This is a genomic window from Microbacterium sp. zg-Y625, from assembly GCF_030246925.1.
Lineage (GTDB): Bacteria > Actinomycetota > Actinomycetes > Actinomycetales > Microbacteriaceae > Microbacterium > Microbacterium jiangjiandongii.
Genome location: NZ_CP126740.1, coordinates 2439576 through 2463148 on the forward strand (window position 1 = coordinate 2439576; position 23573 = coordinate 2463148).

Below are 23573 nucleotides of genomic sequence, written 5' to 3' on the forward strand. Positions count from 1 at the left end.
ATGGCGTTCAGCGCTCCCCCGCCGCCGGAGGCGGACGAGCTTCCGGCCGCGGCCGCCCCCGTGCCGCCGGCCCGCGCCGGCAGGCGGGGTCGGCGCGGCTCCGGCCAGGCGCGCGCCATGGTGCGCTCGCCCCTCGTGTGGGTCACCGGCGTCGCCGTGCTGTGGTTCGCCGCGGCGTTCCTCGTGCTCCCCAACCTCTCGCTGCTGGGGACGACCTTCTTCCCCGACGGACAGTTCAGCGTGCGGGCCGTGGAGAAGCTCCTCGGCAGCGAACGGGCGATGCGCACGCTGGGCAACAGCTTCCTGCTGGCGGTGACGCTGTCGATCACCGTCAACATCGTGGGTGTCTTCATCGTGCTGGTCACGCAGTACTTCCGCGTCCGCGGGTCGCGCGTGCTGTGGCTCGGCTACGCCACGACGCTCATCTACGGCGGCATCGTGCTGGCCGCCGGCTACAACTTCATCTACGGCCGGTTCGGGTTCGTGACGAACCTGGCGCTGAACATCTGGCCGGACCTCGACCGCGACTGGTTCTCGGGCTACTTCGCCGTCGTGTTCGTGATGACCTTCGCGACCACGACCAACCACATGCTCTTCCTGTCGTCGTCGCTGGCGAAGATCGACTTCGCCTCCATCGAGGCGGCGAAGCTCATGGGCGCCTCCACGTGGACGATCCTGCGCCGCATCGTGCTGCCGGTGATGCGGCCGATGCTCTTCGCCGTCACCGTGTTGACCTTCCTCATCGGCCTGGGGGCCCTCACCGCCCCGCTCGTGCTCGGCGGTCCGGACTTCCAGACCGTGGCCCCCCTCATCGTCGACCTCTCCCGCAGCCCCGTGACCCGCGACATCGCGGCGCTCCTGGCGATCGTGCTGGGACTCGCGACGATCGTGCTGCTGGCGATCATGAACCGCGCCGAGAAGTCGGGCGTCTACTTCTCGGTGGCCAAGGTCGCCACCCCCATCCAGAAGCAGCCGATCCCCAACCCGGTCGCCAACGCCGTCGTGCACGTGCTGGCCTACCTCGTGTGGCTGATCTACCTCATCCCGGTCGTGCTGATCGTGCTGTTCTCGTTCGTCGACGCCCGCAGCATCCTCGCCGGCAGCATCACCCTCGACAGCTTCACGCTGCAGAACTACATCACGGTGTTCACCACCCCCGGAGCGATCCGCCCGTTCATCGTCAGCGTCGTCTACAGCGCCCTGGCGTCGGTGATCGTCGTGGTCGGGCTGCTCTTCGTCGCCCGCCTGCTGCAGCGCTACCGCAACCCGGTGACGTCGCTCATCGAGTACGTGCTGCACATCCCGTGGATCCTGCCCACGGTGCTCATCGCCCTGGGGCTCGTCATGACCTTCGACCGCCCCAACGGCTGGGTCGCCGGCGCCGTGCTCACCGGCACCCCGGTGCTGCTGCTGGTGGCCTACATCGTCATCAAGATCCCGTTCACGCTTCGCCTGCTGAAGGCGGCCTTCGCCTCGGTGCCGGATTCGCTGGAGGATGCCTCGCGCATCCTCGGCGCGAAGTCGCTGACGGCGTTCCGGCGGGTCATCATCCCCCTGGTGCTGCCCACCGCGGCGGCGATCACCGCGCTGAACTTCAACAGCCTGCTCGACGACTACGACGCGGCGATCTTCCTCTACCACCCGCTGTACAAGCCGCTCGGCGTCGCGATCCAGGAGAGCACCCGCGGCGAGAACAACCTCGACGCCATGCCGATCACGTTCGTCTACACCGTGCTGCTCATGATCATCATGGGTCTGGTGATGTATTTCGTGTACGGCCGCGGAGCGCGAGCCGGAAGTCCTCGCCGGCGCGGTCGGAGCGACCACGCATGAGCGACGTGCCCGACCGCCCGCCCCTGCGGGTGACGATCAGCGACGTCGCCGCGGCCGCAGGCGTCTCGCGGGCCACGGCGACCCGGGCGCTGAAGGGCGAAGGGCGCTTCGCGGAAGAGACCCGCGCGCGCATCCTCGACATCAGCGAGCGCCTGGGCTACGTGCCGAACACGATGGCGGCCGAGCTCGCCGCCGGGCGCACCGGCACCGTCGGGCTGTTGCTGCGCGACGCCAGCAACCCGGCCTACGGCCTGCTGTTCTCGTGCCTGCAGGACGAAGCGAACCGGTGCGGACTGGATCTGGTGACCGTGACGATCGGCGCCGACACCGGCGGCACGAAGCAGGTCACCGCCCTGCAGCGGCTGCTGGGCATGCGGGTGGCGGGCCTCATCGTCGCCACCGGCGGTGTGACGAGCGCACAGCTGGACCCCTTCGCCGACCAGGTGCCGATCATCCGCGCCGGCCGGGACGCCACCGGCGACCGCGTGCACTCGGTCGCCTATGACGAGCACACGCACGGCACACTGCTGGCCGATCACATCCACTCCCTCGGGCACCGCAGGGTCGCGGTGCTGGCGACGGACCCGGCGGCATCCTTCCCCGAGCACGTGCGCGCCACCGCGATGCGGGACCGGCTCGAGGCCGCCGGCGTCGAGGTCGAGACGGTGCCGGTGTCGGCCGCGCCGGATGACGGCGTGGACGCGGCGCTCGCCCTCGCCTCTTCCGGACGGATCACCGCCGTGCTGTGCCCCTCGGACTACCGCCAGCTGGCGGTGCTCCGCGCCGCGCGGGCGGCGCACCTCGACGTCCCCCGTGACCTCAGCGTCACCGGGTGCGACGGCATCCTCCCCGGCGCCGACCTGCTGGGTCTCACCACGGTGCGCATCCCCGTCGAGCAGGTGGCGCGCGAGACCGTCGAGGCGATGCAGCACCTTCTCGGTTCCGGTGACGACGGAGTGATCCGTCGCTCGCATGCCGGACCCCTCGTCCCCGGATCGACGGCGGCCACGCCGTCCTGAACCTGCGGCGCGCGCCGGGTGTCGCCGCCCGATTCCCGTGCCGCATCCGCGCCCTTCCCGAGACCCCCGAAGGAACGACCCGATGATCGTCAGCGAACACCCCCGGCCCGCGAAGACCTTCGTGCACCTGGCCGACACCCACCTGCCCGGGGAGCACTCGCCCCTGTACGGCGCTGCCGACGCCGACGGGCACCTGGCGGTGCTGCTCGACCGGATCGAGACGAGTGGCCTGCGCCCGGACGCGCTGCTGCTGGCCGGCGACCTCGTCGATCGGGGCGATCGGTCGGCGTACCGCCGGCTGCGCGCGCTCGTCGAGCCCGTCGCCGAGCGGATCGGCGCCGAGGTGGTGTGGGCGGCGGGCAACCACGACGACCGCGCCGCCATGCGCGCGGAGCTGCCGCTGCCGGAAGCGGCCGACCCGGCATCCCCCGTGTGCTTCACCCGCTGGTTCGGCGGGCTGCGGGTGCTGGTGCTCGATTCGACCGTGCCGGGCGCGCACTGGGGCGAGGTCGGGCCCGAGCAGGAGGCATGGCTGCGCGACGAGCTCTCGCAGCGCGCGCCCGAGGGGAGCCTGCTCGTGGTGCACCACCCGCCGCTTCCGACGGTGCTCGATCTCGCGGTGACGGTGGAGCTGCGCGGCCAGCAGGAGCTCGCCGACGTGCTGCGGGGGTCGGACGTGCGGGCGATCCTGTCGGGGCATGTGCACCACCCGTCGTTCGGCACGTTCGCCGGCATTCCCGTCGCCGTTGCGTCGTCGAGCGCGTACGGGCAGGATCTCGCGACCACCGTGGGGTCGACGCGGGGCCAGGATGCCGCGCAGGGCTACAACCTGGTGCAGGTGTACGCCGACACGATCGTGCACTCCGCGGTCGCGCTGGGCCGCGGGTCCACCGTCGGCGAGCACGTGCCCGCCGACGAGGCCGCCCGGCGCATCGCCGCCGCCGGCATCGCCTGGCGCGAGTGAGTATTCGCGGCGCCGAGTGAGTATTCGCGGGGCCGAGTGAGTATTCGCGGGGAGTACTCACTCGGCGGGCCCAATACTCACTCGGCGGCGCGGGGCGGGCTGTCAAGCACTGGGACGGGTTCGCCGCGGTTCATAGCCTGAGGTGAAACCGAAAGGAATCCCCATGCTTCGCGCCCTCGTCCTCAACTGCACCCTCAAGCCCTCGCCCTCCGAGTCCAGCACCGATCTGCTGGCCCAGCAGGTGCTCGACGCGCTCGCCCCGTACGACGTGACGGGCGAGACCATCCGCGTGGTCGATCACGACGTCAAGCCCGGCGTCGAAGCCGACATGGGCGACGGCGACGCGTGGCCCCTGATCCGGGGGCGTGTGCTGGCATCCGACATCCTCGTCTTCGCGACACCCACCTGGGTGGGTCACATGTCCAGCGTCGCGCAGCGCGTGATGGAGCGGTTGGATGCCGAAATCTCCGAGACCGACGACGAGGGCCGCCCGATCCTCGCCGGCAAGGTGGCGGTCGTGGCCGTGGTCGGCAACGAGGACGGGGCGCACGCCGTCATCGCGGATGCCTTCCAGGGCCTCAACGACGTCGGGTTCACGATCCCGTCGCAGGGCAGCGTCTACTGGAACGGCGAGGCCATGCAGACCACCGACTACAAGGACCTCGAAGAGACCCCCGAAGCCGTGGCGACCACCACCGAGACCGTGGCGCGCCACGCCGCGCACCTGGCGACGCTCCTGAAGGAGCGCCCCTTCCCCGCTCCCACGTCCTGACCCGCGCACGGGCGCGCGCGGCTTCCGTCGGATGCCGCGCGCCCCCGTCACCGGTTCAGTCGTCGCGAACGCCCTCCGCAACCGCCTCAACAGGGCCCCCTGCGTCCACCGAAGCCACCGCGTCCACCGAAACCACCGACACGCGCCGCGCGCGCCGCTCCACCGCCACGTTCACCACGGCGAGCAGCAGCACGACCCCCGCCGCGACGAGGGGGAACACCATCGCCGTCTCGGCACCGAAGTCCTCGGCGACCGCGCCGGTCACGGCCGACGCCAGCGATTGCGCGAGCGCGACGGACGAGCCGAGCACCGTCATCACGGTCGCGGTGCGTCCGATCGGGGCGCGGGCTCCGGCGAGGCTGAACAGCGTCACCAGGGTCGGACCGACGCCCAGCCCCATGATCGCCAGCGCGACGGTGACGGCGGTGACCGTTCCGCTCAATGTGAAGGCGGCGGTGGCCGCCACGAGCACGGCCGCGAACAGCATCCAACGCCACCGCAGCGCGAACCGCGTCGGCAGCACCGCGACCGCGAGCGCCAGCACGGCCGACCCGATCCCCATCACGCCGTAGAGCAGCGCCGCCGAATCCACGTCGCCCTGCACATCCATGAAGGCGGTGAGCGACGTCAGCGTCGCACCGAAGAACGCGCCGACCGCGAAGGTGGCCGCCACGATGACCAGCACCGGCGCGCGCAGCAGCTCGCGCGCGGGCGCGATCACAGCCGGCTCGTCTCCTGCGGCGGGGGAGGCCGCGCGCGCAGTCGGATGCAGCGCGAACGCGGTGACGAAGACGAAGCTCAGCACGGCGGCGCCGGCGACGGGCGCCCAGGGAGCGATGAACGAGGCGAGGATGCCGACGACCACGGGTCCGATGACGAATGCCGTCTCGTCGGCTGCTGATTCGTACGCCATCGTGCGCGAGAACGTGCGTTCGCGGCGCGACACCGACAGGCGTTCGCGGATGATCGCCATCAGCCGGCTGCGCGACATCGCCGCCGCCTGCGGAGCGGTCAGGCCGATGAACAGGGCCGTGAGAAGCAGCATCCAATCCGCCGTCGCCGCAGCCACCACGAACGGGAACGCCGCCAGCAGCGCGCTGTTGACCAGCCCCAGCGGCACGAGCACCCGCCGCTGGCCGAGACGGTCGACCGCGTCGCCGACCACCGGACCGGCGAGGACCGTGCCGATGCCGACGGCGGCAGAGGTCAGGCCTCCGAGGGCCACCGAGCCGGTGGATGAAACCACGAGGGTCAGCACGCCGACGACCATCATGGCGAACGGCAGTCGCGCGAGGAACGCGATCGGGAAGTACCAGGGACCGGTGTGGACGATCAGCGGGCGATCATCAACGGCGGCGGGAGCAGACATGGTGAAGTCCTCGGTTCGGCGGGCAGGTTCAGACGTGCCGCCTTGCCTTTCCAGCAGGTAGATGCACCGTGTCGTGCGTCGGAGAGCCCGGACGCACCATTTCAAGGATACCAAGCCGGCGCGGCGCGAGGGCGACTGCTCGCCCCGCCGCTCAACCGGAGGCGCGCTCCAGCTCGCGGCGCACGTATGCCGGCACGACGACGGATGCCGACCCCAGCACCACCTCGTCGAACAGCGACGTGTCGTCGTGGGCCTCGAGATTCAGCAGCGCCGTCTTGGCGCCGACCGCTCGCGCCAGCGCGTGCAGGCCGGATGCCGGCGAGACGTTGCCGGACGTGCCGATGACCCACAACTGCTCGCAGGCCCCCACCGCGTCGTAGATCTCGTCGAGCCTGTAGACCATCTCGCCGAACCAGACGATGTCCGGGCGCAGCGCGTGGGCCCCGCAGCGCGGACACGGCGGTTCGTGGGCCAGGTCCTCGGTCCACGGCACGTGGGCCCCGCACCGGGTGCAGAGCGCACTGGCCAGCTCGCCGTGCATGTGGATCACCCGCCGGGATCCCGCCCGCTCGTGAAGGTCGTCGACGTTCTGCGTGACGATGAGCACGTCGCCGGCCGTGGCCTCCTCGAGTTCGGCCAAGGCGCGGTGCGCGGGGTTGGGCTCAGCCGCCCGCGCGGCGCGGCGCCGCTGGTCGTAGAACTCCTGCACGAGGGCGGGGTTGCGCGCGAACCCCTCTGGAGTCGCCACGTCCTCGATGCGGTGCTGCTCCCACAGCCCATCGACGGCGCGGAAGGTCGGGATTCCGGACTCCGCCGAGACTCCGGCACCGGTGAGGACCACGATGCGCGCGCTCATGGTTTCGACGCTACTCGCGGGCGGCGGACCCCGACAGCGCCGGCTGCAGCGGCGCGAGATCCGGCGATAGGGCTTCTCGATCGTCGAACACGAAGCACTCCCCCGCCCAGTGGTCGCCGCCGACCTGCTCGAAGTAACCCAGGATGCCGCCGTCGAGCTGGAGCGCGTGGACGCCCTCCTCGCGCAGGTGGATCGCGGCTTTCTCGCAGCGGATGCCGCCGGTACAGAAGCTGACGACCGTCTTGCCTGCCAGGTCGTCGCGATGCGAGGCCGCGGCATCCGGAAACTGCGTGAAGCGCTCGATGCGCCAGTCCACGGCGCCGCGGAACGTGCCGTAGTCGACCTCGAACGCGTTGCGGGTGTCCAGCAGCACGATCTCGCGGCCGTCGTCGTCGTGGCCCTGGTCGAGCCAGCGGCGCAGCGTCGCCGGCGCCACGGCGGGAGCGCGGCCGGACTCGGGGCGGATCGTGGGACGGTCCATGCGGATGATCTCCCGCTTGACCTTCACGAGCATCTTTCCGAAGGGCTGCTCGCCGGACCAGCTCTCCTTGGTGGTCAGCGCCGCGAAGCGCCGGTCGGCACGCAGGTCGTCGATGAACCCTCGCACTGCATCGGCGTCGCCGGCGAGAAAGAGGTTGATCCCCTCCTCGGCGAGCAGGATGGTGCCTTTCAGTCCCGCCGCAAGCGCACGCCCGCGCAGGAGCGGACGGAGCTCGGGCGCATCGTCGAGCCGCGTGAAGAGATAGGCGGAGACGTTGAGCACGGCGGGCACGGACTCCAGCTTACGGAGCCGGTCGACGCGAGCGCGCCGGCGTCGGGCGCCGCGATCGCCGGGCGCCGCCGACAACCGCGAATTTTCGTCGGTCCCCCATTCGCGCATGTGAGTTCGTGCTCACACACGTCACTGCGGACCACCCCCTCTCACCGGATGTCAGGCGAGACGCCGCGCACAGGCTGCGGTCGCGAGACCACCTCCCCACGCGTGTGAGTTCCCGCTCACACAGGTTCCGGTGGCTGCCCGACCATGCCTCGATGTCCACCGCGCCACCAGGGCTGTGTGAACCGGAACTCACATGCGCAAACGAGAGAACATGAGCGGTCAGCCCGGCGACCGGGCGGGCGGCGACGTCAGCCGGGCGCGGCGCGGCGCGGCGCGGCGCGGCGGCAGTCGCAGCCGAGACAGACGAAACCCCGCCGCCCCAGAGGCACGACGGGGTTCCGGAACGACAGGGGTCAGCTGATGTCGCCGCGCCACGCGCCGGTCTCGGCGCCGCGCGACTCGATGAACTCCTTGAACTTCTTCAGGTCCTTCTTGACCGCGTGGTCGTCCCAGCCGATGGCCGCGCCGACCTTCTCGCGGAAGCCCTCCGGCTCCCAGTCCAGCTGCACCGTCACTCGAGTGGTGTTGTCGTCCAGTCGGTGGAACGTGACGACTCCGGCGTGGTTCACATCGCCCGTGATGCTGTTCCACGCAACGCGCTCATCCGGGTGCTGTTCGGTGATCTTGGCGGAGAACTCATGCTCGACCCCGGCCACGCTGACCTTCCAGAGCGTCGTCTCGTCATCGCCCTGGGTGACCGACTCCACGAAGCTGAGGAACTGCGGGAACGATTCGAACTGCGTCCACTGGTTGTAGGCGGTCGACACCGGGACATTGACGTCGATGCTCTCGGTAATGCGAGCCATGGGCATTCCTTTCCTCAACGGACAGTGCTCTGCCAGCATCCCCTGCACCCACCATGTGTTGAAGGGCTTGCCCTCGCGCCGATCGTCTGTTATCCCGGCGCGGGCAGACTCCGCCCGCCCAGCGCCCGCAGCGCCTCACCGGTCAACCGCTGCGTCGTCCACTCGTCCTGCGGCTGCGCGCCCAGCGCGCGGTAGAACGCGATCGACGGCTCGTTCCAGTCGAGCACCGTCCACTCCAGCCGTGAGTACCCGCGCTCCACGCACACCGCGGCGAGCGACGCGATCAGCGCCTTGCCGTAGCCGCGACCCCGGTGCGCCTCCTGCACATACAGGTCCTCGAGCCAGATGCCGTGCCGGCCCGTCCACGTGGAGTACGTGAGGAACCAGATCGCGATGCCCGCGATCTCCCCGCCGCGCTCGACGACATGCGCGAAGACCCGGGGCTCGGCGCCGAAGAGCGACTCCCGCAGCGCAGAGTCGGTGTTCAAAACGGCATCCGGTTCGCGTTCGTACACGGCGAGGTCGCGGATGCGGGCGAGGATGCCGGGCTCGTCGCCCGGCCAGGCGGCGCGCAGCACCGCGCCGTCTTCGAAAGTGCGGGAGATCACGCCTCGAGCCTAGGACGACCCGCTGCGCTGGCGGGGTCCGGACGCCATCGCCTAGCGTGGATGGACCCGAAAGGAGACACCATGCCACTCGCCATCGACCCCGACGCGCTCGACGCCGCTGCCGACGCCGAGTCGTTCTCCGGCGTCGTCACCGTCGACGTCGCCGACGCCCGCACGTTCGAGCGCGCGTACGGTCTCGCCCACCGGGCGTTCGCCGTTCCGACCACCCCCGAGACCCGGTTCGCCATCGCCAGCGGCAGCAAGATCTTCACCGCGCTCGCGATCTGGCGCCTCATCGAATCCGGCGACCTCGCCCTGGACCAGCCGGTGCGCAGCATCCTGGGCGACGATCTGCCGCTCATCGACGACGCCGTGACCATCGAGCACCTGCTGGGTCACACGTCGGGCATCGGCGACTATCTCGACGAGGATGCCGAGGGTGAGGTCGACGACTACGTCCTCAGCATCCCGGTCCACACGCTCACCACCGCCGAGGCGTTCCTCCCGATCCTCTCCGGCCTGCCGCAGACCTTCACCCCCGGCGAGCGCTTCGCGTACTGCAACGGCGGGTACGTCGTGCTCGCAATCGTCATCGAGCGCGTCACCCGCGAGAGCTATCACGACGCCGTGAGGCGCCTCGTGTTCGAACCGGCAGGGCTCACGCGCACCGATTTCCTGCGCCTGGACGAGCTGCCCGCCGACACCGCGGTCGGCTACGTCTACGCCCAGGACGACCGCGCGAACACCCTGCACCTGCCGGTGCTCGGCAACGGCGACGGCGGGGCCTTCACGACCGCGGCAGAGGTGCACACCTTCTGGCGGGCCCTCCGCGGTGGGCGCATCGTCTCACCGGAGACGTACGCCGAGATGACCCGGCCACGCCATCACGTCGACGACGAGGACAAGCGCGCCGGTCTCGGCACCTGGCTCCACGCCAGCCACGACGCCCTGATCGCCGAAGGGTACGACACCGGCGCGTCCTTCTGGTCGGCGCACCTGCCGGCCCAGGACACCACGGTCACCGTCATCGGCAACACCGCGGACGGTGCGTGGCCGGTCGCTTCGGTGCTGGCGCAGGCGGTGGATGCCGCGTTCGCCTGACCGTCGGCGGACGCACCGACGCCGGGCCGGGCCGGGCCGCACCACGGGCGCGGGTCGTAGGATCGATGGGCCGCCGCCCACGCCCCCGCGCGCCCGGCCGTCCGCGGCATCCTTCCCGTCCTCGCTCAGGAGTCCTGTGTCCGTCGCCGTCCCCGAAGACCGGACCCGCCACCGCATCGAACCGACCGTGCTGCAGGCGCTGCGCAACCCGCGGCTGCTGACCCGCGAGGCCCTGGCAGGTCTCGTCGTCGCCATCGCGCTCATCCCCGAGGCCATCGCGTTCTCGCTGATCGCCGGAGTCGACCCCCGGGTGGGCCTCTTCTCGTCGTTCGTGATGGCGGTCGTCATCGCGTTCACCGGCGGACGTCCGGCGATGATCACCGCCGCCACCGGAGCCGTGGCCCTCGTGATCGCCCCCGTGGCGCGCGAGCACGGCATCGACTACCTCGTCGCGACCGTGCTTCTGGCGGGGGTGCTGCAGATCGTGCTGGCGGTGCTCGGTGTCGCCAAGCTCATGCGGTTCATCCCGCGCAGCGTCATGGTGGGCTTCGTCAACGCCCTCGCGATCCTCGTCTTCATCTCGCAGGTGCCGCACCTGATCGGCGTCCCGTGGGCGGTGTACCCGCTCGTCGCGGCGGGACTGGCGATCCTGTACCTCTGGCCGCGTGTGACCAAGGCCGTGCCCGCGCCCCTCATCGCGATCGTCGTGCTCACCGGCGCGGTCGTGCTGCTCGGCGTCTCGGTGCCCACCGTGGGCGACCAGGGCGAGCTCCCCCGCAGCCTTCCGCAGCTGTTCCTCCCGAACGTCCCACTCGAGTGGGAGACCCTGCAGATCATCGCCCCGTACGCTCTCGCCGTCGCGGCGGTGGGCCTGCTGGAATCCCTTATGACGGCCAAGCTCGTCGACGACATCACCGACACGCGCTCCGGCAAGACGCGCGAGGCCTGGGGCCAGGGTGTCGCCAACGTGGCATCCGGCCTCTTCGGCGGCATGGGCGGGTGCGCGATGATCGGCCAGACCATGATCAACGTGAAGGCGTCGGGCGCCCGCACCCGCATCTCGACCTTCCTTGCGGGCGCCTTCCTGCTGGTCCTCGTCGTCGTCCTCGGCGACGTCGTGGCGATCATCCCGATGGCCGCCCTGGTCGCGGTGATGATCCTGGTCTCGGTCGCCACGTTCGACTGGCACAGCATCCGCCCGGCGACGCTGAAGCGGATGCCGCGCAGCGAGACCGTCGTCATGATCGTCACCGTGGCGGTCACCGTCTGGACCGAAAACCTCGCCCTCGGCGTCGTCGCCGGCGTGCTGACGGCGATGGTCGCCTTCGCCCGCCGTGTCGCGCACTTCACGACGGTGACGCGCACGGTGAGCCCCGACGGCGACGTGGCCCGCTACACCGTCGACGGCGAGCTCTTCTTCGCCTCCAGCAACGACCTCACGACCCAGTTCGAGTACGCCCACGACCCGAAGCGGGTCGTCATCGACATGACGCGCTCGCACGTCTGGGATGCGTCCACGGTCGCCGCCATCGACGCCATCGTCACCAAGTACGCCCAGCGCGGCACGGATGTGGAGCTGGTCGGCATGAACGCGGCGACCACCGCCCTGCACGACCGGCTCAGCGGCGAGGTCGACCCGGGCCGCTGACCGCCAGCCGCGGGTCGGCGCTGCTCCACGTGCCGACGGTCTGCAGCACCCAGTACAGGCCGAACAGCACCAGCGCGACGACCTCGCCGACGAACACGAGAGGAGTGCGCATCGCGGCGTCGCCCATGATCGCCACGACGGAGATGACCACGGTGAGGTCGACCGCCAGCAGCACGCCGACGACCGCATAGGCCACGCGCACGCCGCGCGCCGGCGGCTGCTCCGGCGCCCAGTCACTGCGCCCCGCGTCGATGAGGGCGACGGCTGCGAGCAGCGCGAAGAACCCGGTCGCGGCGACCAGGTGGCCGAAACCGAGGAAGGACGTCCGCGCGAGCCCCCACCAGGCCCAGGTCGCGGTGAGCACGGCGACCGCGAGGGCGATCGAGGGCCAGGTGCGCGCGAGCGCCGCCTGCCCCGCGTCGGCGCGTGTGCCGACGACGACCGCGACGACCACCGCGAGCGCTCCCACCACCAGGTAGGTCGCCACACCGTTGTCGACGGACAGGTGCGCGGATGCCGGGACGCACGCCGTCGCCCCGCACCCCGAGCCCAGCGTGGGGGTGGGCACGACCGCCACGAGCGGGGCGAGCAGGGCCGCAGCATCGAGCAGCGCCCGCTGCACACCCCGTCCCGACAGGGCCAGCAGGCCGAGGGATCCGGCGATGAGCGCCCCGACGAGCACGTCGCGGGCCGGGGTGTAGTAGTAGGCGCTGATGGACTCGAGCAGCCCGCCGCGCCGGCTCTCGAGCGTGACCGCCACCGCGATGGCCACCACCGTAGCCGCGACGCCCAGGCGCAGGTACCGGTACGTGCGCCGCAGCGCAGTGTCGGCCGCCCGTCCACCACCCGCACCGTCGTCGACCATGCCGCGAGCGTAGCGCCCGCCGCGGACTAGCACTCCGGCGGCAGCAGGGCAAGGCAATGCCCCGCCCTCCGCCCTCGCCCTACCTTCGGAGGCACCCCGATCGAACAGGAGCGCTACCCATGGCGAAGACCACGACGAGCAAGAGCACCTCGACGAGCGAGAAGATCAACCGGCGCAAGAGCGCCTCCGGCGGCAAGGGCGCGAAGCTCACGAGCGAAGAGAACGCCGAGAAGGGCTTCACCGCCTCGCAGGACCTCAGCGACAACCTGCAGAAGGTCCTCGTGGACCTCATCGAGCTGTCGCTGCAGGGCAAGCAGGCCCACTGGAACGTGGTGGGCACGAACTTCCGCGACACGCACCTGCAGCTGGACGAGATCATCGAGTCCGCCCGCACGTTCGCCGACACCATCGCCGAGCGCATGCGTGCGCTGCACGCCCTCCCCGACGGCCGCAGCGACGTCGTGGCCGAGACGACGACCCTCGCGGAGTTCCCGCAGGGCGAGATCGCCACCACCGAGGTGATCGACCTCATGACCGAGCGTCTCGACGACGTCTGCGGCACGTGCCGCGAGGTGCACGACGACGTCGATGACGAAGACCCCACGAGCGCCGACCTGCTGCACGCGATCCTGGAGCGGCTCGAGCAGCTCTCGTGGATGGTGAGCGCGGAGAATCGCACACCGAAGCGCTGATCCTCTCGCGCAGGAGAAAGCGAAAGCCCGCCCGGGTGACCGGACGGGCTTTCGTCGTTGCGGGCGCGCTCAGGGAGTCGGCATCCCACCGTTGACGTTCAGCGTCTCCCCGATGACGTAGCTGGACTCCGCCGACGCCAGGAACACGTACGCCGGCGCGAGCTCGGCGGGCTGACCCATGCGCCCGAGGGGCGTCTGCTCGCCGAACTCCTCGAGCTTCTCCGGCGGCTGCCCGTCGGTCGGCTGCAGCGGCGTCCAGATGGGCCCCGGCGCGACGGCGTTCACGCGGATGCCCTTGGGCGCCAGCTGCTCGGCGAGGCCCTTCGTGAAGGCGTTGATGGTGGCCTTCGTCGAGGCATAGTCGACCAGGATGCCGGAGGGGGAATACGCCTGGATCGACGTGGTGTTGATGATCGCCGAGCCGGGGGCCAAGTGCGGCAGCGCCGCCTTGGTGATCCAGAACATCGCGTACACGTTCGTCTTGAAGGTGTCGTCGAACTGCTCGTCGGTCAGCGTGGTCAGATCTTCGTTGTAGATCTGCTTGCCGGCGTTGTTGACGAGGATGTCAAGGCCGCCCAGGCCCTCGACCGTCTGGGCGACGAGGTCGCGGCAGTACGCCGGGTCCTTGAGGTCGCCCGGAAGGGTCAGCACGGTCGCGCCCGCTTCGCGCAGGATGCCGGCGATGCGGTCGGCATCCTGCTGCTCCTCCGGCAGGTACGACAGGGCGACGTCGGCCCCCTCGCGCGCGAACGCGATCGCGGTGGCGGCGCCGATGCCGGAGTCGCCGCCGGTGATGAGGGCCTTGCGCCCGGTGAGACGGCCGGTTCCCCGGTAGCTGTCCTCACCGAGGTCGGCTTTGTCGGCGAGCTCGGCATCCAGTCCCGGCTCCGCCATCTCCTGGTTCTTCGGCTCGATGTCGGCGTAGAGCTTCGCCGGGTCGGTGAAGGTGTACTGGTCGCGTGACATGGTGTCTCCTCTCTCGTGGTGGTCTCGTGGTGGTCAACGGCCACGGAGCTTGTGCTCCGGGACGAGTTCTCGGATCGTGAGGGCCGCGCTGATGAATGCCAGGTGGCTGAGGGCCTGCGGGGTGTTGCCCCACGCCGACCCGTCGTCCTCGTCGATCATCTCGGCGTAGATCCCGACGTCGTTCGCGGCCGCGACGAGGGCGTCCATCGCCTCCAGCGCCTCGTCGTGCCGGCCGACGCACGCCAGGGCGTGGGCGCGCCAGAACCCGCACGCGACGAAGGTCTTCTCCTCCTGGTCCACGCCGCTGTAGCGGTAGAGCAGGGCGCCGGCGCCGAGCTGCTCGGTGAGCGCGTCGATGGTGCGCGACATCCGCTCGGCGCGGTCGAAACCGGTCGGGGCGTGCAGCAGCACCGAGGCGTCGAGATCCTCGGACCCGGCGTACCAGACGTAGGCGCCGCGCTCCTCGGACCAGCAGTGGGCATCGATCCACTCGCGGATGCGCTCACGCTCCGTGCGCCAGCGCTCGGCGCTGCCCGGCAGGGCTCCCGCCTCCGCGAGCCAGACGGCATCCTCGAGGGCCTTCCAGCACCCCATCTTCGACGACGTGTAATGGCGCAGCTCGGGAAGCTCCCACATACCGGAGTCGGGGTTGCGCCACAGGTCGCACGTGCGGTCCGCCACCCCGGCGAGCAGGCGCGCGGTGTCGACGTCGAGCACGTTGCCCGCCTCGACGTAGGTGCGGCAGATCGCGATCAGGTCGCCGTACACGCCCAGCTGCAGCTGCGCCCGGGCGGGGTTGCCGGTGACCACCGGACCGATGCCCTGCCACCCGGGCACGTCGGCGGCGGTGGGACCGGGAGCCAGGCGGCCGTCGAGCGTGTACATGACGTGCAGGTCGGGGCCGTGGTCGCGGATCGTGCGGAGCAGCCACGACAGGGCGGCGTGGGTCTCCTCGCGCAGCCCGAAGCGCACCAGCGCATGCGCGGTGTAGGCGAGGTCGCGCACCCAGGCGAACCGGTAGTCCCAGTTCTTGCCACCGCGGGGACTCTCGGGGAGCGACGTGGTCGCCGCGGCGGCGATCGCGCCGGTGGGGCTGTAGATGAGCAGCTTCAGGGCGAGGGCGCTGCGCTGCACGTGCGCCGCCCACGGGCCCTCGTACGAGAACTCGCGCGACCAGGAGCGCCAGTTGCCGATGGTGCGGTCGATACCGACGTCGACGTTGTGCGGGTCGGGGAAGTGCAGGGGCTCGTCGTGGGTGGCGGCCATGACGACGAGGTGGCGCGATTCCGGCGACGTCGTGAAGCGCCCGGACAGCACCGGACCGGACGGACCGTCGGACTCGGGTTCGTCGGGGCCGTGGTCGAAGCCGACGACGCCGATGGCGGTCTTGCCGCAGCGGACGACCGCGCCGTGCGGGGACGGCTCGATCCAGGGCGAGGCGGTCTGCAGCGACGTGCCGGGGTGCACCGCCCACGCCATCTCGACCCGACCCGAGACGCCCTCGACCCGGCGCGCGAGCTCGGCCCACGGCAGGCGCCCCGCGATGCCAGACACGAGCGCGTCGGTCATCTTCACGACGCCGTCATCCGTCGTGAACGTCGTCTCGAGCACGTTCGTGCGTGGAACGTACCGGCGACGCATCGTGAACTCGGCGACGGGGGCGAGCTGGAAGGAGCCGCCGGTGGCGTCATCGAGGATCTTCGCGAACACCGCGTCGGAGGTGAGCTCGGGAAGCGGCATCCAGTCGATGCTGCCGTCAGCGCCGACGAGCGCCACCGTGCGGCCATCGCCGATCGGCGCGTAAGACTCGATCGGCTGACCCGTCACGCTGGCTCCTCCCGGTGGGTGGGTCCAGTCTTCGTGAGGGCGCGCGAAGGCGCGGAAGGGTTGACAACGCCCCCGCACCGTGGAATCACGGGCGCGCGCGGCCCCGAGGCGCCGGGGTCAGCGCAGGAACTGCGCGGGGTCGAACTCCTCGATCGGGATCACCCGGATGCGCGGCAGCGGGGCGTCGAAGGCCTGCGCGTCGAACTCGAGGTCGAAGAACTCCAGGCCCGGGATCGCCGCGAAGCCGGTGTTGCGGAACTCGGTGAACCCCAGCACGCCGAGCCGCCGGCCGTCGGCGAGCGCGCCGAGGTCGTCGACGAAGTCGCCGTCGTGGCTGACGAGCATGACGTCGTCGTCGCGGTCCCGCAGCGCCTGGAGCGTGCGCTGGATGGCGATGTCGACGATCTTCGCGTCGGACGGGCCAGACAGCGGCACCGGCTCGTAGCCCAGGGCCTTCAGCGCCTGCACGAAGGTCATCGGCAGGTTGGTGGTGGCATTGAGGAAGAACAGTCCCCGCGTGGGCTGGCGCCAGGTGCGCTCCACGAACGAGAGGATGCGGTCCCAGCGCGGCCGCTCATCGGGCTGCGGGCGGCGCCCCAGGATCGATCCACCGAGGGTCGCGTCGATGTTCTCGCCGTCGACCAGCACCCATGCGCCCTGCGCGTCGCCCACTGCGACCTCCCTGCGACGCCGCACAGGACGTCGCCTTCGATCCTAGGCGGGCGGCGGCACGGCTCCCGTTCGGCGCGTACGTCCGATCAGTTCAGAACGCGGGTGGATGCCGGGATGACGCCGTCGGCGTACAGGCTCTTCGCGAGGTCCTGCAGCGCCGTGAGAGCCACCCGCTGCGTCTGCGGACCGTACGAGATGCGGGCGACGCCGAGCGCCTCGTATTCCGCCGCCGTCAGCGCGCCCGGTGCCCCGATCACGCTGATCTTGCGCTCACCGATGCCGTCGACGAGCTGCCGGGTGATGTCGGCGTCGAGCGGACCGGGCACGAAGACGATGTCGGCGCCGGCGTCGAGGTAGGCCCGGCCGCGCTCGATCGCGTCGGCGATGGACTCGTCGATGGGCCGGCCGCCGGCGCGCACGAACGCGTCGGTGCGGGCGTTGAGCGCGAAGGGCACCCCCTCGGCCTGGCCGGCGGCGACGATCGCCTCGACGGCGGCGACCGATTCCGCGAGCGGCTTCAGCCGGTCCTCGACGTTGGCCCCGACGACACCCACGCCGATCGCGCGGCGGGTGGTCTCGCCGGGGTCGCCGAAACCGGCATCCAGGTCTGCCGACACCGGCAGGTCGCCGGCGACCGCGACGATGCGGCCCACCATGTCGAGCATGAGCTCGAGCGGGATGTTCTCCCCGTCGGCGTACCCGAAGGTCGCGGCGATCGAGTGCCCGGCGGTCGCCAGGGCGCGGGTCTCGGGCAGGGCGATGATCGCCTTCGCCGAGACGACATCCCACACGTTCACCACGCGGAGGATCTCCGGTGCGGCGTGCAGGTCGGACAGGGTCTGTGCGCGCTGCGCCTGGGTCGTCATCGCTCCACGGTAGCGGCCACGGGGGCGTACGGGGCCGGGACCGCGCGCCGACGCGGGGCCGAGCCCGGGGCGGCCGGCGCTCGGGCCGGGGCCGCGCGCCGTCGGCATCCGTCATCGCGGCGCCGATAGCCTGGGCGCCATGGCCGTCCGTCAGACCCGCCGCGCACGGGCGCAGCGCCGCCGCGTGAAGCGCGTCGCGGCATCCGGCAGCGACCTGACCGAGCTCGAGTGGTTCGCCATCCTCGACGCGTGGGCGGCGTGCGCGTACTGCGGTGCGGACGGCGCGGCGCTGCAGCGGGACTGCGTGCTGCCGATCTCGCGCGGCGGCCGCTACACGCTCGACAACGTGGTGCCGGCGTGCCGGTCGTGCAACGCCAGCAAGTGCAACGAGGAGGTCACGACCTGGATGCGCCGCCGGCGCCTGGACGAGCCGGCGTTCCTGCTGCGGTGGCGCCAGATCGTGCTGGCCTTGGCCGCCGAGACCGCGCCCGCTCCCCCGCCCACCGCCTCCTCACCCGTCGCGGATGACGGTTTCCCGCCGGTGGAAGGCGCTATCCGCGACAGGTGAGCAAGCGCGGGCCGGGACAATGGAGGCATGACCCGCTCCGCCGTCACCGCCTTCGCCCTCGACGTCGTGCTCGTCGCGCTCTTCGCCGCCATCGGCCGTGCGAGCCACGACTCCGCGCCGCTCGGCCTCGGCCTGGCGGCCACCGCGTGGCCGTTCCTGGCGGCGCTCGTGGTCGGCTGGCTGGTCACGCTCGCCTGGCGTCGGCCCGCGGCCCCGGTGCGCACCGGCCTCGGCGTCTGGGCGATCACGGTCGCCGGTGGCATGGTGCTGCGCGCCGTGACCGGCCAGGGCACGGCGCTGCCCTTCGTCATCGTGGCGACGCTGACCCTGCTGCTCCTGCTCGTCGGCTGGCGCGTGGTGGCGGCGGGGGTGCGACGCGCCCGGAGCGCTCGGTCGTCGCATGCGTCCCCCTCCGCGCCGGGAACGGGACGTTCCTGACCACCGAGGGCCGCCCGCCCGCCCCACACCCTTGAGTCGACGCAAAGGGCCCCTTCCCACCTGCGGAACGGCCGTTCGCGACGACCGAGCAGGGTAGGAATGGATGCCAGGGGGCATCGGTTGCATCTGACATGCAACGCTTCGGAACGCTCTCGTTCGGCCACTACGGACCCCTCGGCGGCGGGCGGGAGCTGACCGCCGGCGACTCGATGCGCCAGGCCATCGACCTCGCGCAGGGCATGGACGACCTCGGGGTCAACGGGACGTACTTCCGCGTGCACCACTTCGCCCGGCAGCAGGCCTCGCCGATGCCGTTGCTCGCGGCGATCGCCGCGACGACCAAGAACATCGAGGTCGGCACCGGCGTCATCGACATGCGGTACGAGAACCCGCTGCATCTGGCCGAGGAGGCCGCAGCGGTCGACCTGATCAGCGACGGCCGGCTCGCCCTCGGCGTCAGCCGCGGCTCACCCGAGACCGTCGTGCGCGGCTACGAGGCATTCGGCTACACCGGTTCCACCGACCCGCGCGGCGCCGACATCGCCCGCAGCCACTTCGACCTGTTCCTGCGCGCGATCGACGGCGAGGGCCTGGCCGAGCGCGACCCGTCGAGCCCCTTCGGCGGGGGCACCGGGATGCAGCGGGTCGAGCCGTACTCCCCCGGCCTGCGCTCCCGCGTCTGGTGGGGCGCCGGAAACCGCGACAGCGCCGCCTGGGCGGGCACGATGGGCGTGAACCTCATGTCGTCGACGCTGCTCACCGAGGACCGCGGGGTCCCCTTCGACGTGCTGCAGGCCGAGCAGATCGACGCCTTCCGCCAGGCGTGGCGCGAGGCCGGCCACCCGGGTGAGCCCCGTGTCTCGGTGAGCCGCTCGATCTTCCCGATCACCACGGCCGAGGACGAGCTGTACTTCGGGCACTCCTCCGAGGGCGAGGGCGTCGGCTACATCGACGGCATCCGCTCGACGTTCGGCAAGACGTATGCGGCATCCCCCGATGTGCTCGTGCAGCAGCTGAAGCAGGATGCCGCGATCGCCAGCGCCGACACCCTCATGCTCACGATCCCGAGCCAGCTCGGAGTCGCGTTCAACCTGCGCATCGTCGAGTCGTTCGCGAAGCATGTCGCGCCGGCGCTGGGGTGGCAGCCAACCACGGAAGCTCGCGTCGACGCGCACGCTCTCTGACGCCCCTCGGTAGGGTCGAACGCATGCCGAGCGACCCCGAGCCCACCGACGAAAGATGGGTGTACGCCCCGACGTCCGCTTTCCCGGACGTGCACAGCTATACAGACCTCGGGAGCGTCACCGTGGATGGTGAGACGTTCGCCGTGCGCCGGCGCGATGGCGGTTCGACTCACTTGGATTCGATTCACTACGACTGGATCTCTGGCCCCAACGACGGCTACGGGTTCAGCACGGTCGGCATCTCCGGACACATCAGCCGCGAACGGCAGATCGCGGACATCCGCGACTTCCTCGCCGGGATCGACCCGGCAACCGGATACCTCTCGTACCCCTGAGACGACGGTATGAGCGAGAACCGAGTGCTGATCCACCGCGACGGTGTCGACATCTCCGTCGTCGACCGTGGTGGCGATGGCACCCTGCTCGTCCTCCTCCATGGCTTGGCGGGAAGCGCGCGCGAACTGCTACCCACGGCCGACGCATTGACCGATGCGTTCCACGTCGTCCTCGTCGATCAGCGCGGGCACGGACAGAGCTCCAGAAGACCGGAGGACCTCTCTCGCGAGGCCTTCGTCGACGACATCGCGGAAGTCATCACGCAACTGTCGCCCGATCGACCCGCGACCCTGGTCGGTCAATCGATGGGCGCGCACACCGCCCTCCTCACGGCTGCGGCCAGGCCAGGTCTCGTAGAGCGCCTCGTCATGCTGGAGGGGCATGCCTTCGGCACGGACGAGCCTGATGAGGCGGCACGCCTCCGCGCGTTCTTCGACTCTTGGCCGGCCGTCTTCACCAGCGCCGACGACGCTCGTGCCTTCCTCGGCGAATCCGCCCTGTCCGAAGCGTGGATCGATGATCTTGAGCCGACACCGGATGGATTGCGACGGCGCTTCGATGCGGACGTGATGGAGCGCACCATCGCGGCGGTCCACAAGCCGCGCTGGATGGAGTGGCAAGAGCTGACCGTTCCAACGCTGGCGGTCTTCGCGGAGAACGGCCTGTTCAGCGCGGAACAGAAGGCGGAATTGATCGCGCGTCGCCCTCAGACGCGGCGCGCTGACATCCCGGGCGCGAGCCATGACGCCCACCTGGATGCATTCGAGAGCTGGATCGAGGTCCTGCGGGCCTTCCTCCTCGAGGACGGATCCGCAGAAATCACGCTGGTTCGGTGAGTCTCACAGACCCGCGAGGACAACGCGGCGATGCGCCGCACGTTCCGCCGCTGCGGCCGGGTGCAGGAGGCCTACTACCGCGAGGCATGGCCGGTGCGCGACGGTGCCCCGCTGGCCTCGGTGGCCTACAGCGTGCTGCGCCGCGACTGGGAGACCGGCACCACCACCCCGGTGGTCTGGGACCCGCAGGGCTAGTCCGACGGCGCGGCCGCCGTCACGCGGGATACAGCAGCCGGAACCGCTCGCACACGACCGGCATGTCCGGCTCGTACCCGCGCGGATTCTCGGAGTACGCGCGCCAGTACCGTTCGTGCACCTCGCGCCACTGCGCGAGCGTCCGGTCCCCCTCGCCCTCGGCATGCGCGTGTTCGGCATCCACCTGGTCGAAGGGGACGATGTCGATCCGGGTCGTCTGGATCACCGCGCGCGGCGCGCCGGCGCCGTCGAGGATGATGCTGAACTCGCCCTCTTGCGGCAGCGCCTCCCCGCTGGCGTCGTAGTCCCACAGCGACGATGCCGTTCCCGTCTTGATCCCCGCCAGCACCAGGTCCAGCAGCTCGTCGGCGTGGCCGGGCGTCGCGCCGAAGGCCCACGCCTCCGGGAGCGCCTCGGGCAGCTCGGGCAGTCGGGCGCGGCATCCGGTCCAGAAATCAGCGAGAGACGGCGGCTGGGGCATCCGCCAAACGTACCGCGTAGGCACCGCTTCGGCATTTGGCAAGCACCTCGGCCCATGCGCAGGGCGCCGGTAGCGTTCCGGGAACCACAAGGCGTCTCTGAAGACCGGGGCGCCAGGAAAGGAAACACGATGACCGACGTATCGAGCCAGGGCCCCGCTGAGGGCGACGACCGCCGGGTGCTCACCACCCGACAGGGCCACCCGGTCTACGACAACCAGAACCAGCGCACCGTCGGAGCCCGCGGCCCCGCGACGCTGGAGAACTACCACTTCCTCGAGAAGATCAGCCACTTCGACCGCGAGCGCATCCCCGAGCGCGTCGTCCACGCGCGCGGCTTCGTCGCGTTCGGCTACTTCGAGGCCACCGGCATGTGGGGCGACGAGCCCATCTCGCGATACACCCGCGCCAAGCTCTTCCAGGAGCCCGGCAAGCGCACCGACCTCGCCGTGCGCTTCTCGAGCGTCATCGGCGGCCGCGACTCATCCGAAGCCGCCCGGGACCCGCGCGGCTTCGCCGTGAAGTTCTACACCGAGGACGGCAACTGGGACCTCGTCGGCAACAACCTCGGCGTCTTCTTCATCCGCGATGCGGTGAAGTTCCCCGACGTCATCCACTCCCTCAAGCCCGACCCGGTGACCTTCCGCCAGGAGCCGGCGCGCATCTTCGACTTCATGTCGCAGACCCCCGAGTCGATGCACATGCTCGTGAACCTTTTCAGCCCCCGCGGCATCCCGGAGAACTACCGCACGCAGCAGGGCTTCGGCGTGAACACCTACAAGTGGGTCAACGCCGAGGGCGACACGAAGCTCGTCAAGTACCACTGGATCCCCAGCGCCGGCGTGCGCTCCATGACCGAAGCGGATGCCGCGGCGGTGCAGGCGGGCGACCTCGGCCACGCGTCGAAGGACCTCTACGAGGCCATCGAGCGCGGTGAGTACCCCGAGTGGGAGCTGCGAGTCCAGATGATGGACGACCACGACCACCCGGAGCTGGAGTTCGACCCGCTCGATGACACCAAGCTGTGGCCGGAGAACGACTTCCCGCCGAAGACCGTCGGCAAGATGGTGCTCAACCGCAACGTGTCGAACCACTTCGCCGAGAACGAGCAGATCGCCTTCGGCACCGGCGTGCTGGTGGACGGCCTGGACTTCTCCGACGACAAGATGCTCGTCGGCCGCACGTTCTCGTACTCCGACACGCAGCGCTACCGGGTGGGCCCCAACTACCTGCAGCTGCCGGTGAACTCGCCGAAGAACGCCCGCGTGGCCACGAACCAGCGCGATGGGCAGATGGCGTACCACCAGGACGACGGCGGCGAGAACCCGCACGTCAACTACGAGCCCTCGATCACGGGCGGCCTGCGCGAGGCGCAGTACCCGACGGTGGACGAGCAGGGTCCCGAGATCGTCGGGCGCCTGACGCGCAAGCGGATCCCCCGCACCGACGACTACACGCAGGCCGGCCAGCGCTACCTCCTCATGGAGGACTGGGAGCGTGACGACCTCGTGCACAACTTCGTGGAGCTCATCTCGCAGGCCGCTCGCGAGGTGCAGGAGCGCATGCTCTGGCACTTCTACATGGTTGAGGACGACCTCGGCCGGCGCGTGGGCGAGGGCCTCGGCATCTCGCTCGACGAGATCAAGGACCTGCCGCCGCTGCAGTCGCAGACCCTCAACGAGGCTGAGCTGGCACGCCTGGCGAACCTCGGCCACAACGGGCCGCGCGACGTTGCCGGGCTGACCATGACGCACTGCGTGCCCAACGCGCGGGCGGTCAAGGTCGCCTGACCC

General features: G+C 70.7%; 24 protein-coding genes and 1 pseudogene. 14 read left to right on the forward strand and 11 right to left on the reverse strand.

Translation table 11 applies throughout. The features are described from left to right. The 4 genes from QNO14_RS11310 to QNO14_RS11325 all read left to right on the forward strand — a co-directional run bounded on the left by QNO14_RS11310 (window position 1) and on the right by QNO14_RS11325 (window position 4588). Window positions 1–1833, forward strand: coding sequence for an ABC transporter permease (locus tag QNO14_RS11310; RefSeq protein ID WP_306814693.1), 1833 nt, complete (start codon window positions 1–3; stop codon window positions 1831–1833). Then, a complete protein-coding gene (locus QNO14_RS11315; RefSeq protein WP_257505378.1) occupies window positions 1830–2852 on the forward strand; it encodes a LacI family DNA-binding transcriptional regulator in 1023 nt (340 codons plus the stop codon). The genes QNO14_RS11310 and QNO14_RS11315 overlap by 4 nt, the downstream gene beginning before the upstream one ends. A gap of 82 nt (window positions 2853–2934) precedes the next feature. Then, window positions 2935–3816, forward strand: coding sequence for a metallophosphoesterase (locus QNO14_RS11320; protein ID WP_257505379.1), 882 nt, complete (start codon window positions 2935–2937; stop codon window positions 3814–3816). Window positions 3817–3979: 163 nt separating this feature from the next. Then, complete coding sequence (locus tag QNO14_RS11325; RefSeq protein WP_257505380.1) at window positions 3980–4588, forward strand: flavodoxin family protein; 609 nt, start codon at window positions 3980–3982, stop codon at window positions 4586–4588. Between the two features lie 55 nt (window positions 4589–4643). Here the strand turns inward: QNO14_RS11325 and QNO14_RS11330 are convergent, their stop codons facing one another. The 5 genes from QNO14_RS11330 to QNO14_RS11350 form a co-directional block, all read right to left on the reverse strand. Then, window positions 4644–5957 carry an MFS transporter gene (locus QNO14_RS11330; protein ID WP_257505381.1) on the reverse strand — a complete coding sequence of 438 codons (1314 nt, stop codon included), beginning with the start codon at window positions 5955–5957 and terminating at the stop codon, window positions 4644–4646. A gap of 151 nt (window positions 5958–6108) precedes the next feature. Continuing rightward, complete coding sequence (locus tag QNO14_RS11335) at window positions 6109–6813, reverse strand: NAD-dependent deacylase (protein ID WP_257505382.1); 705 nt, start codon at window positions 6811–6813, stop codon at window positions 6109–6111. Between the two features lie 10 nt (window positions 6814–6823). Beyond that, window positions 6824–7585, reverse strand: coding sequence for a sulfurtransferase (locus tag QNO14_RS11340; protein WP_257505384.1), 762 nt, complete (start codon window positions 7583–7585; stop codon window positions 6824–6826). A 461-nt stretch (window positions 7586–8046) separates the two neighbouring features. Continuing rightward, window positions 8047–8499, reverse strand: a complete 453-nt coding sequence (locus QNO14_RS11345; protein WP_257494209.1) for an SRPBCC family protein — start codon at window positions 8497–8499, stop codon at window positions 8047–8049. 89 nt (window positions 8500–8588) lie between these two features. Then, window positions 8589–9107 (reverse strand): GNAT family N-acetyltransferase, encoded by a 519-nt coding sequence (locus tag QNO14_RS11350; protein ID WP_257505385.1) that lies wholly within the window; start codon window positions 9105–9107, stop codon window positions 8589–8591. 81 nt (window positions 9108–9188) lie between these two features. On the opposite strand from QNO14_RS11350, the gene QNO14_RS11355 reads away from it, so the two are divergent. Then, entirely contained in the window at window positions 9189–10208 is a 1020-nt protein-coding gene (locus tag QNO14_RS11355; RefSeq protein ID WP_257505387.1) for a serine hydrolase domain-containing protein, read from the forward strand. Further along, on the forward strand, window positions 10192–11856 hold the full coding sequence (locus QNO14_RS11360; protein WP_374113926.1) for a SulP family inorganic anion transporter: 1665 nt from the start codon (window positions 10192–10194) through the stop codon (window positions 11854–11856). The genes QNO14_RS11355 and QNO14_RS11360 overlap by 17 nt, the downstream gene beginning before the upstream one ends. Here QNO14_RS11360 and QNO14_RS11365 read toward each other — a convergent pair. After that, on the reverse strand, window positions 11828–12721 hold the full coding sequence (locus tag QNO14_RS11365) for a hypothetical protein (RefSeq protein ID WP_257505390.1): 894 nt from the start codon (window positions 12719–12721) through the stop codon (window positions 11828–11830). The genes QNO14_RS11360 and QNO14_RS11365 overlap by 29 nt on opposite strands. A gap of 119 nt (window positions 12722–12840) precedes the next feature. Here QNO14_RS11365 and QNO14_RS11370 point away from each other — a divergent pair, with 119 nt between their 5' ends. Beyond that, entirely contained in the window at window positions 12841–13413 is a 573-nt protein-coding gene (locus QNO14_RS11370; RefSeq protein ID WP_257505391.1) for a Dps family protein, read from the forward strand. 69 nt (window positions 13414–13482) lie between these two features. On the opposite strand, the gene QNO14_RS11375 is transcribed toward QNO14_RS11370, so the two are convergent. From QNO14_RS11375 to QNO14_RS11390, 4 genes are all read right to left on the reverse strand, one after another. Then, on the reverse strand, window positions 13483–14379 hold the full coding sequence (locus QNO14_RS11375) for an SDR family oxidoreductase (RefSeq protein ID WP_257505392.1): 897 nt from the start codon (window positions 14377–14379) through the stop codon (window positions 13483–13485). Between the two features lie 33 nt (window positions 14380–14412). Continuing rightward, window positions 14413–16206 (reverse strand): glycoside hydrolase family 15 protein, encoded by a 1794-nt coding sequence (locus QNO14_RS11380; protein ID WP_257505399.1) that lies wholly within the window; start codon window positions 16204–16206, stop codon window positions 14413–14415. A gap of 117 nt (window positions 16207–16323) precedes the next feature. Beyond that, the gene (locus QNO14_RS11385; protein ID WP_257494200.1) at window positions 16324–16878 is read right to left on the reverse strand and encodes an NYN domain-containing protein; all 555 of its coding nucleotides are present in this window, start codon (window positions 16876–16878) and stop codon (window positions 16324–16326) included. A gap of 86 nt (window positions 16879–16964) precedes the next feature. Next, window positions 16965–17744: an isocitrate lyase/PEP mutase family protein gene (locus QNO14_RS11390; RefSeq protein WP_257494199.1), complete on the reverse strand. Its 780-nt coding sequence runs from the start codon at window positions 17742–17744 to the stop codon at window positions 16965–16967. A 139-nt stretch (window positions 17745–17883) separates the two neighbouring features. Between QNO14_RS11390 and QNO14_RS11395 the strand changes: the two genes are divergently transcribed. From QNO14_RS11395 to QNO14_RS11420, 6 genes and pseudogenes are all read left to right on the forward strand, one after another. Beyond that, the gene (locus QNO14_RS11395; protein ID WP_257505400.1) at window positions 17884–18312 is read left to right on the forward strand and encodes an HNH endonuclease; all 429 of its coding nucleotides are present in this window, start codon (window positions 17884–17886) and stop codon (window positions 18310–18312) included. Between the two features lie 27 nt (window positions 18313–18339). Beyond that, the gene (locus QNO14_RS11400; RefSeq protein ID WP_257505401.1) at window positions 18340–18750 is read left to right on the forward strand and encodes a DUF3054 domain-containing protein; all 411 of its coding nucleotides are present in this window, start codon (window positions 18340–18342) and stop codon (window positions 18748–18750) included. 131 nt (window positions 18751–18881) lie between these two features. After that, window positions 18882–19934 (forward strand): LLM class flavin-dependent oxidoreductase, encoded by a 1053-nt coding sequence (locus QNO14_RS11405; RefSeq protein ID WP_257505402.1) that lies wholly within the window; start codon window positions 18882–18884, stop codon window positions 19932–19934. A gap of 23 nt (window positions 19935–19957) precedes the next feature. Further along, on the forward strand, window positions 19958–20269 hold the full coding sequence (locus QNO14_RS11410; protein ID WP_257505403.1) for a hypothetical protein: 312 nt from the start codon (window positions 19958–19960) through the stop codon (window positions 20267–20269). A gap of 9 nt (window positions 20270–20278) precedes the next feature. Continuing rightward, window positions 20279–21106: an alpha/beta fold hydrolase gene (locus tag QNO14_RS11415; RefSeq protein ID WP_257505404.1), complete on the forward strand. Its 828-nt coding sequence runs from the start codon at window positions 20279–20281 to the stop codon at window positions 21104–21106. A gap of 6 nt (window positions 21107–21112) precedes the next feature. Beyond that, window positions 21113–21301: pseudogene (locus tag QNO14_RS11420) on the forward strand (GNAT family N-acetyltransferase); the annotation flags it as partial. 19 nt (window positions 21302–21320) lie between these two features. Here QNO14_RS11420 and QNO14_RS11425 read toward each other — a convergent pair. Continuing rightward, window positions 21321–21782 carry an ASCH domain-containing protein gene (locus QNO14_RS11425; protein WP_257494192.1) on the reverse strand — a complete coding sequence of 154 codons (462 nt, stop codon included), beginning with the start codon at window positions 21780–21782 and terminating at the stop codon, window positions 21321–21323. Window positions 21783–21911: 129 nt separating this feature from the next. On the opposite strand from QNO14_RS11425, the gene QNO14_RS11430 reads away from it, so the two are divergent. Further along, the gene (locus tag QNO14_RS11430) at window positions 21912–23570 is read left to right on the forward strand and encodes a catalase (RefSeq protein ID WP_257494191.1); all 1659 of its coding nucleotides are present in this window, start codon (window positions 21912–21914) and stop codon (window positions 23568–23570) included. Window positions 23571–23573 lie beyond the last annotated feature (3 nt).

Excerpts from the sequence above, each read along its gene's own strand:
- QNO14_RS11410 (WP_257505403.1), top strand. The coding sequence starts at position 19,958 with ATGCCGAGCGACCCCGAGCCCACCGACGAAAGATGGGTGTACGCCCCG.
- QNO14_RS11315 (WP_257505378.1), top strand. The coding sequence starts at position 1,830 with ATGAGCGACGTGCCCGACCGCCCGCCCCTGCGGGTGACGATCAGCGAC.
- QNO14_RS11395 (WP_257505400.1), top strand. The coding sequence starts at position 17,884 with ATGGCCGTCCGTCAGACCCGCCGCGCACGGGCGCAGCGCCGCCGCGTG.
- QNO14_RS11415 (WP_257505404.1), top strand. The coding sequence starts at position 20,279 with ATGAGCGAGAACCGAGTGCTGATCCACCGCGACGGTGTCGACATCTCC.
- QNO14_RS11375 (WP_257505392.1), bottom strand. The coding sequence starts at position 14,379 with ATGTCACGCGACCAGTACACCTTCACCGACCCGGCGAAGCTCTACGCC.
- QNO14_RS11430 (WP_257494191.1), top strand. The coding sequence starts at position 21,912 with ATGACCGACGTATCGAGCCAGGGCCCCGCTGAGGGCGACGACCGCCGG.
- QNO14_RS11330 (WP_257505381.1), bottom strand. The coding sequence starts at position 5,957 with ATGTCTGCTCCCGCCGCCGTTGATGATCGCCCGCTGATCGTCCACACC.
- QNO14_RS11320 (WP_257505379.1), top strand. The coding sequence starts at position 2,935 with ATGATCGTCAGCGAACACCCCCGGCCCGCGAAGACCTTCGTGCACCTG.
- QNO14_RS11360 (WP_374113926.1), top strand. The coding sequence starts at position 10,192 with ATGCCGCGTTCGCCTGACCGTCGGCGGACGCACCGACGCCGGGCCGGG.
- QNO14_RS11390 (WP_257494199.1), bottom strand. The coding sequence starts at position 17,744 with ATGACGACCCAGGCGCAGCGCGCACAGACCCTGTCCGACCTGCACGCC.
- QNO14_RS11425 (WP_257494192.1), bottom strand. The coding sequence starts at position 21,782 with ATGCCCCAGCCGCCGTCTCTCGCTGATTTCTGGACCGGATGCCGCGCC.
- QNO14_RS11345 (WP_257494209.1), bottom strand. The coding sequence starts at position 8,499 with ATGGCTCGCATTACCGAGAGCATCGACGTCAATGTCCCGGTGTCGACC.
- QNO14_RS11355 (WP_257505387.1), top strand. The coding sequence starts at position 9,189 with ATGCCACTCGCCATCGACCCCGACGCGCTCGACGCCGCTGCCGACGCC.
- QNO14_RS11325 (WP_257505380.1), top strand. The coding sequence starts at position 3,980 with ATGCTTCGCGCCCTCGTCCTCAACTGCACCCTCAAGCCCTCGCCCTCC.
- QNO14_RS11400 (WP_257505401.1), top strand. The coding sequence starts at position 18,340 with ATGACCCGCTCCGCCGTCACCGCCTTCGCCCTCGACGTCGTGCTCGTC.
- QNO14_RS11310 (WP_306814693.1), top strand. The coding sequence starts at position 1 with ATGGCGTTCAGCGCTCCCCCGCCGCCGGAGGCGGACGAGCTTCCGGCC.
- QNO14_RS11370 (WP_257505391.1), top strand. The coding sequence starts at position 12,841 with ATGGCGAAGACCACGACGAGCAAGAGCACCTCGACGAGCGAGAAGATC.
- QNO14_RS11365 (WP_257505390.1), bottom strand. The coding sequence starts at position 12,721 with ATGGTCGACGACGGTGCGGGTGGTGGACGGGCGGCCGACACTGCGCTG.
- QNO14_RS11405 (WP_257505402.1), top strand. The coding sequence starts at position 18,882 with ATGCAACGCTTCGGAACGCTCTCGTTCGGCCACTACGGACCCCTCGGC.
- QNO14_RS11335 (WP_257505382.1), bottom strand. The coding sequence starts at position 6,813 with ATGAGCGCGCGCATCGTGGTCCTCACCGGTGCCGGAGTCTCGGCGGAG.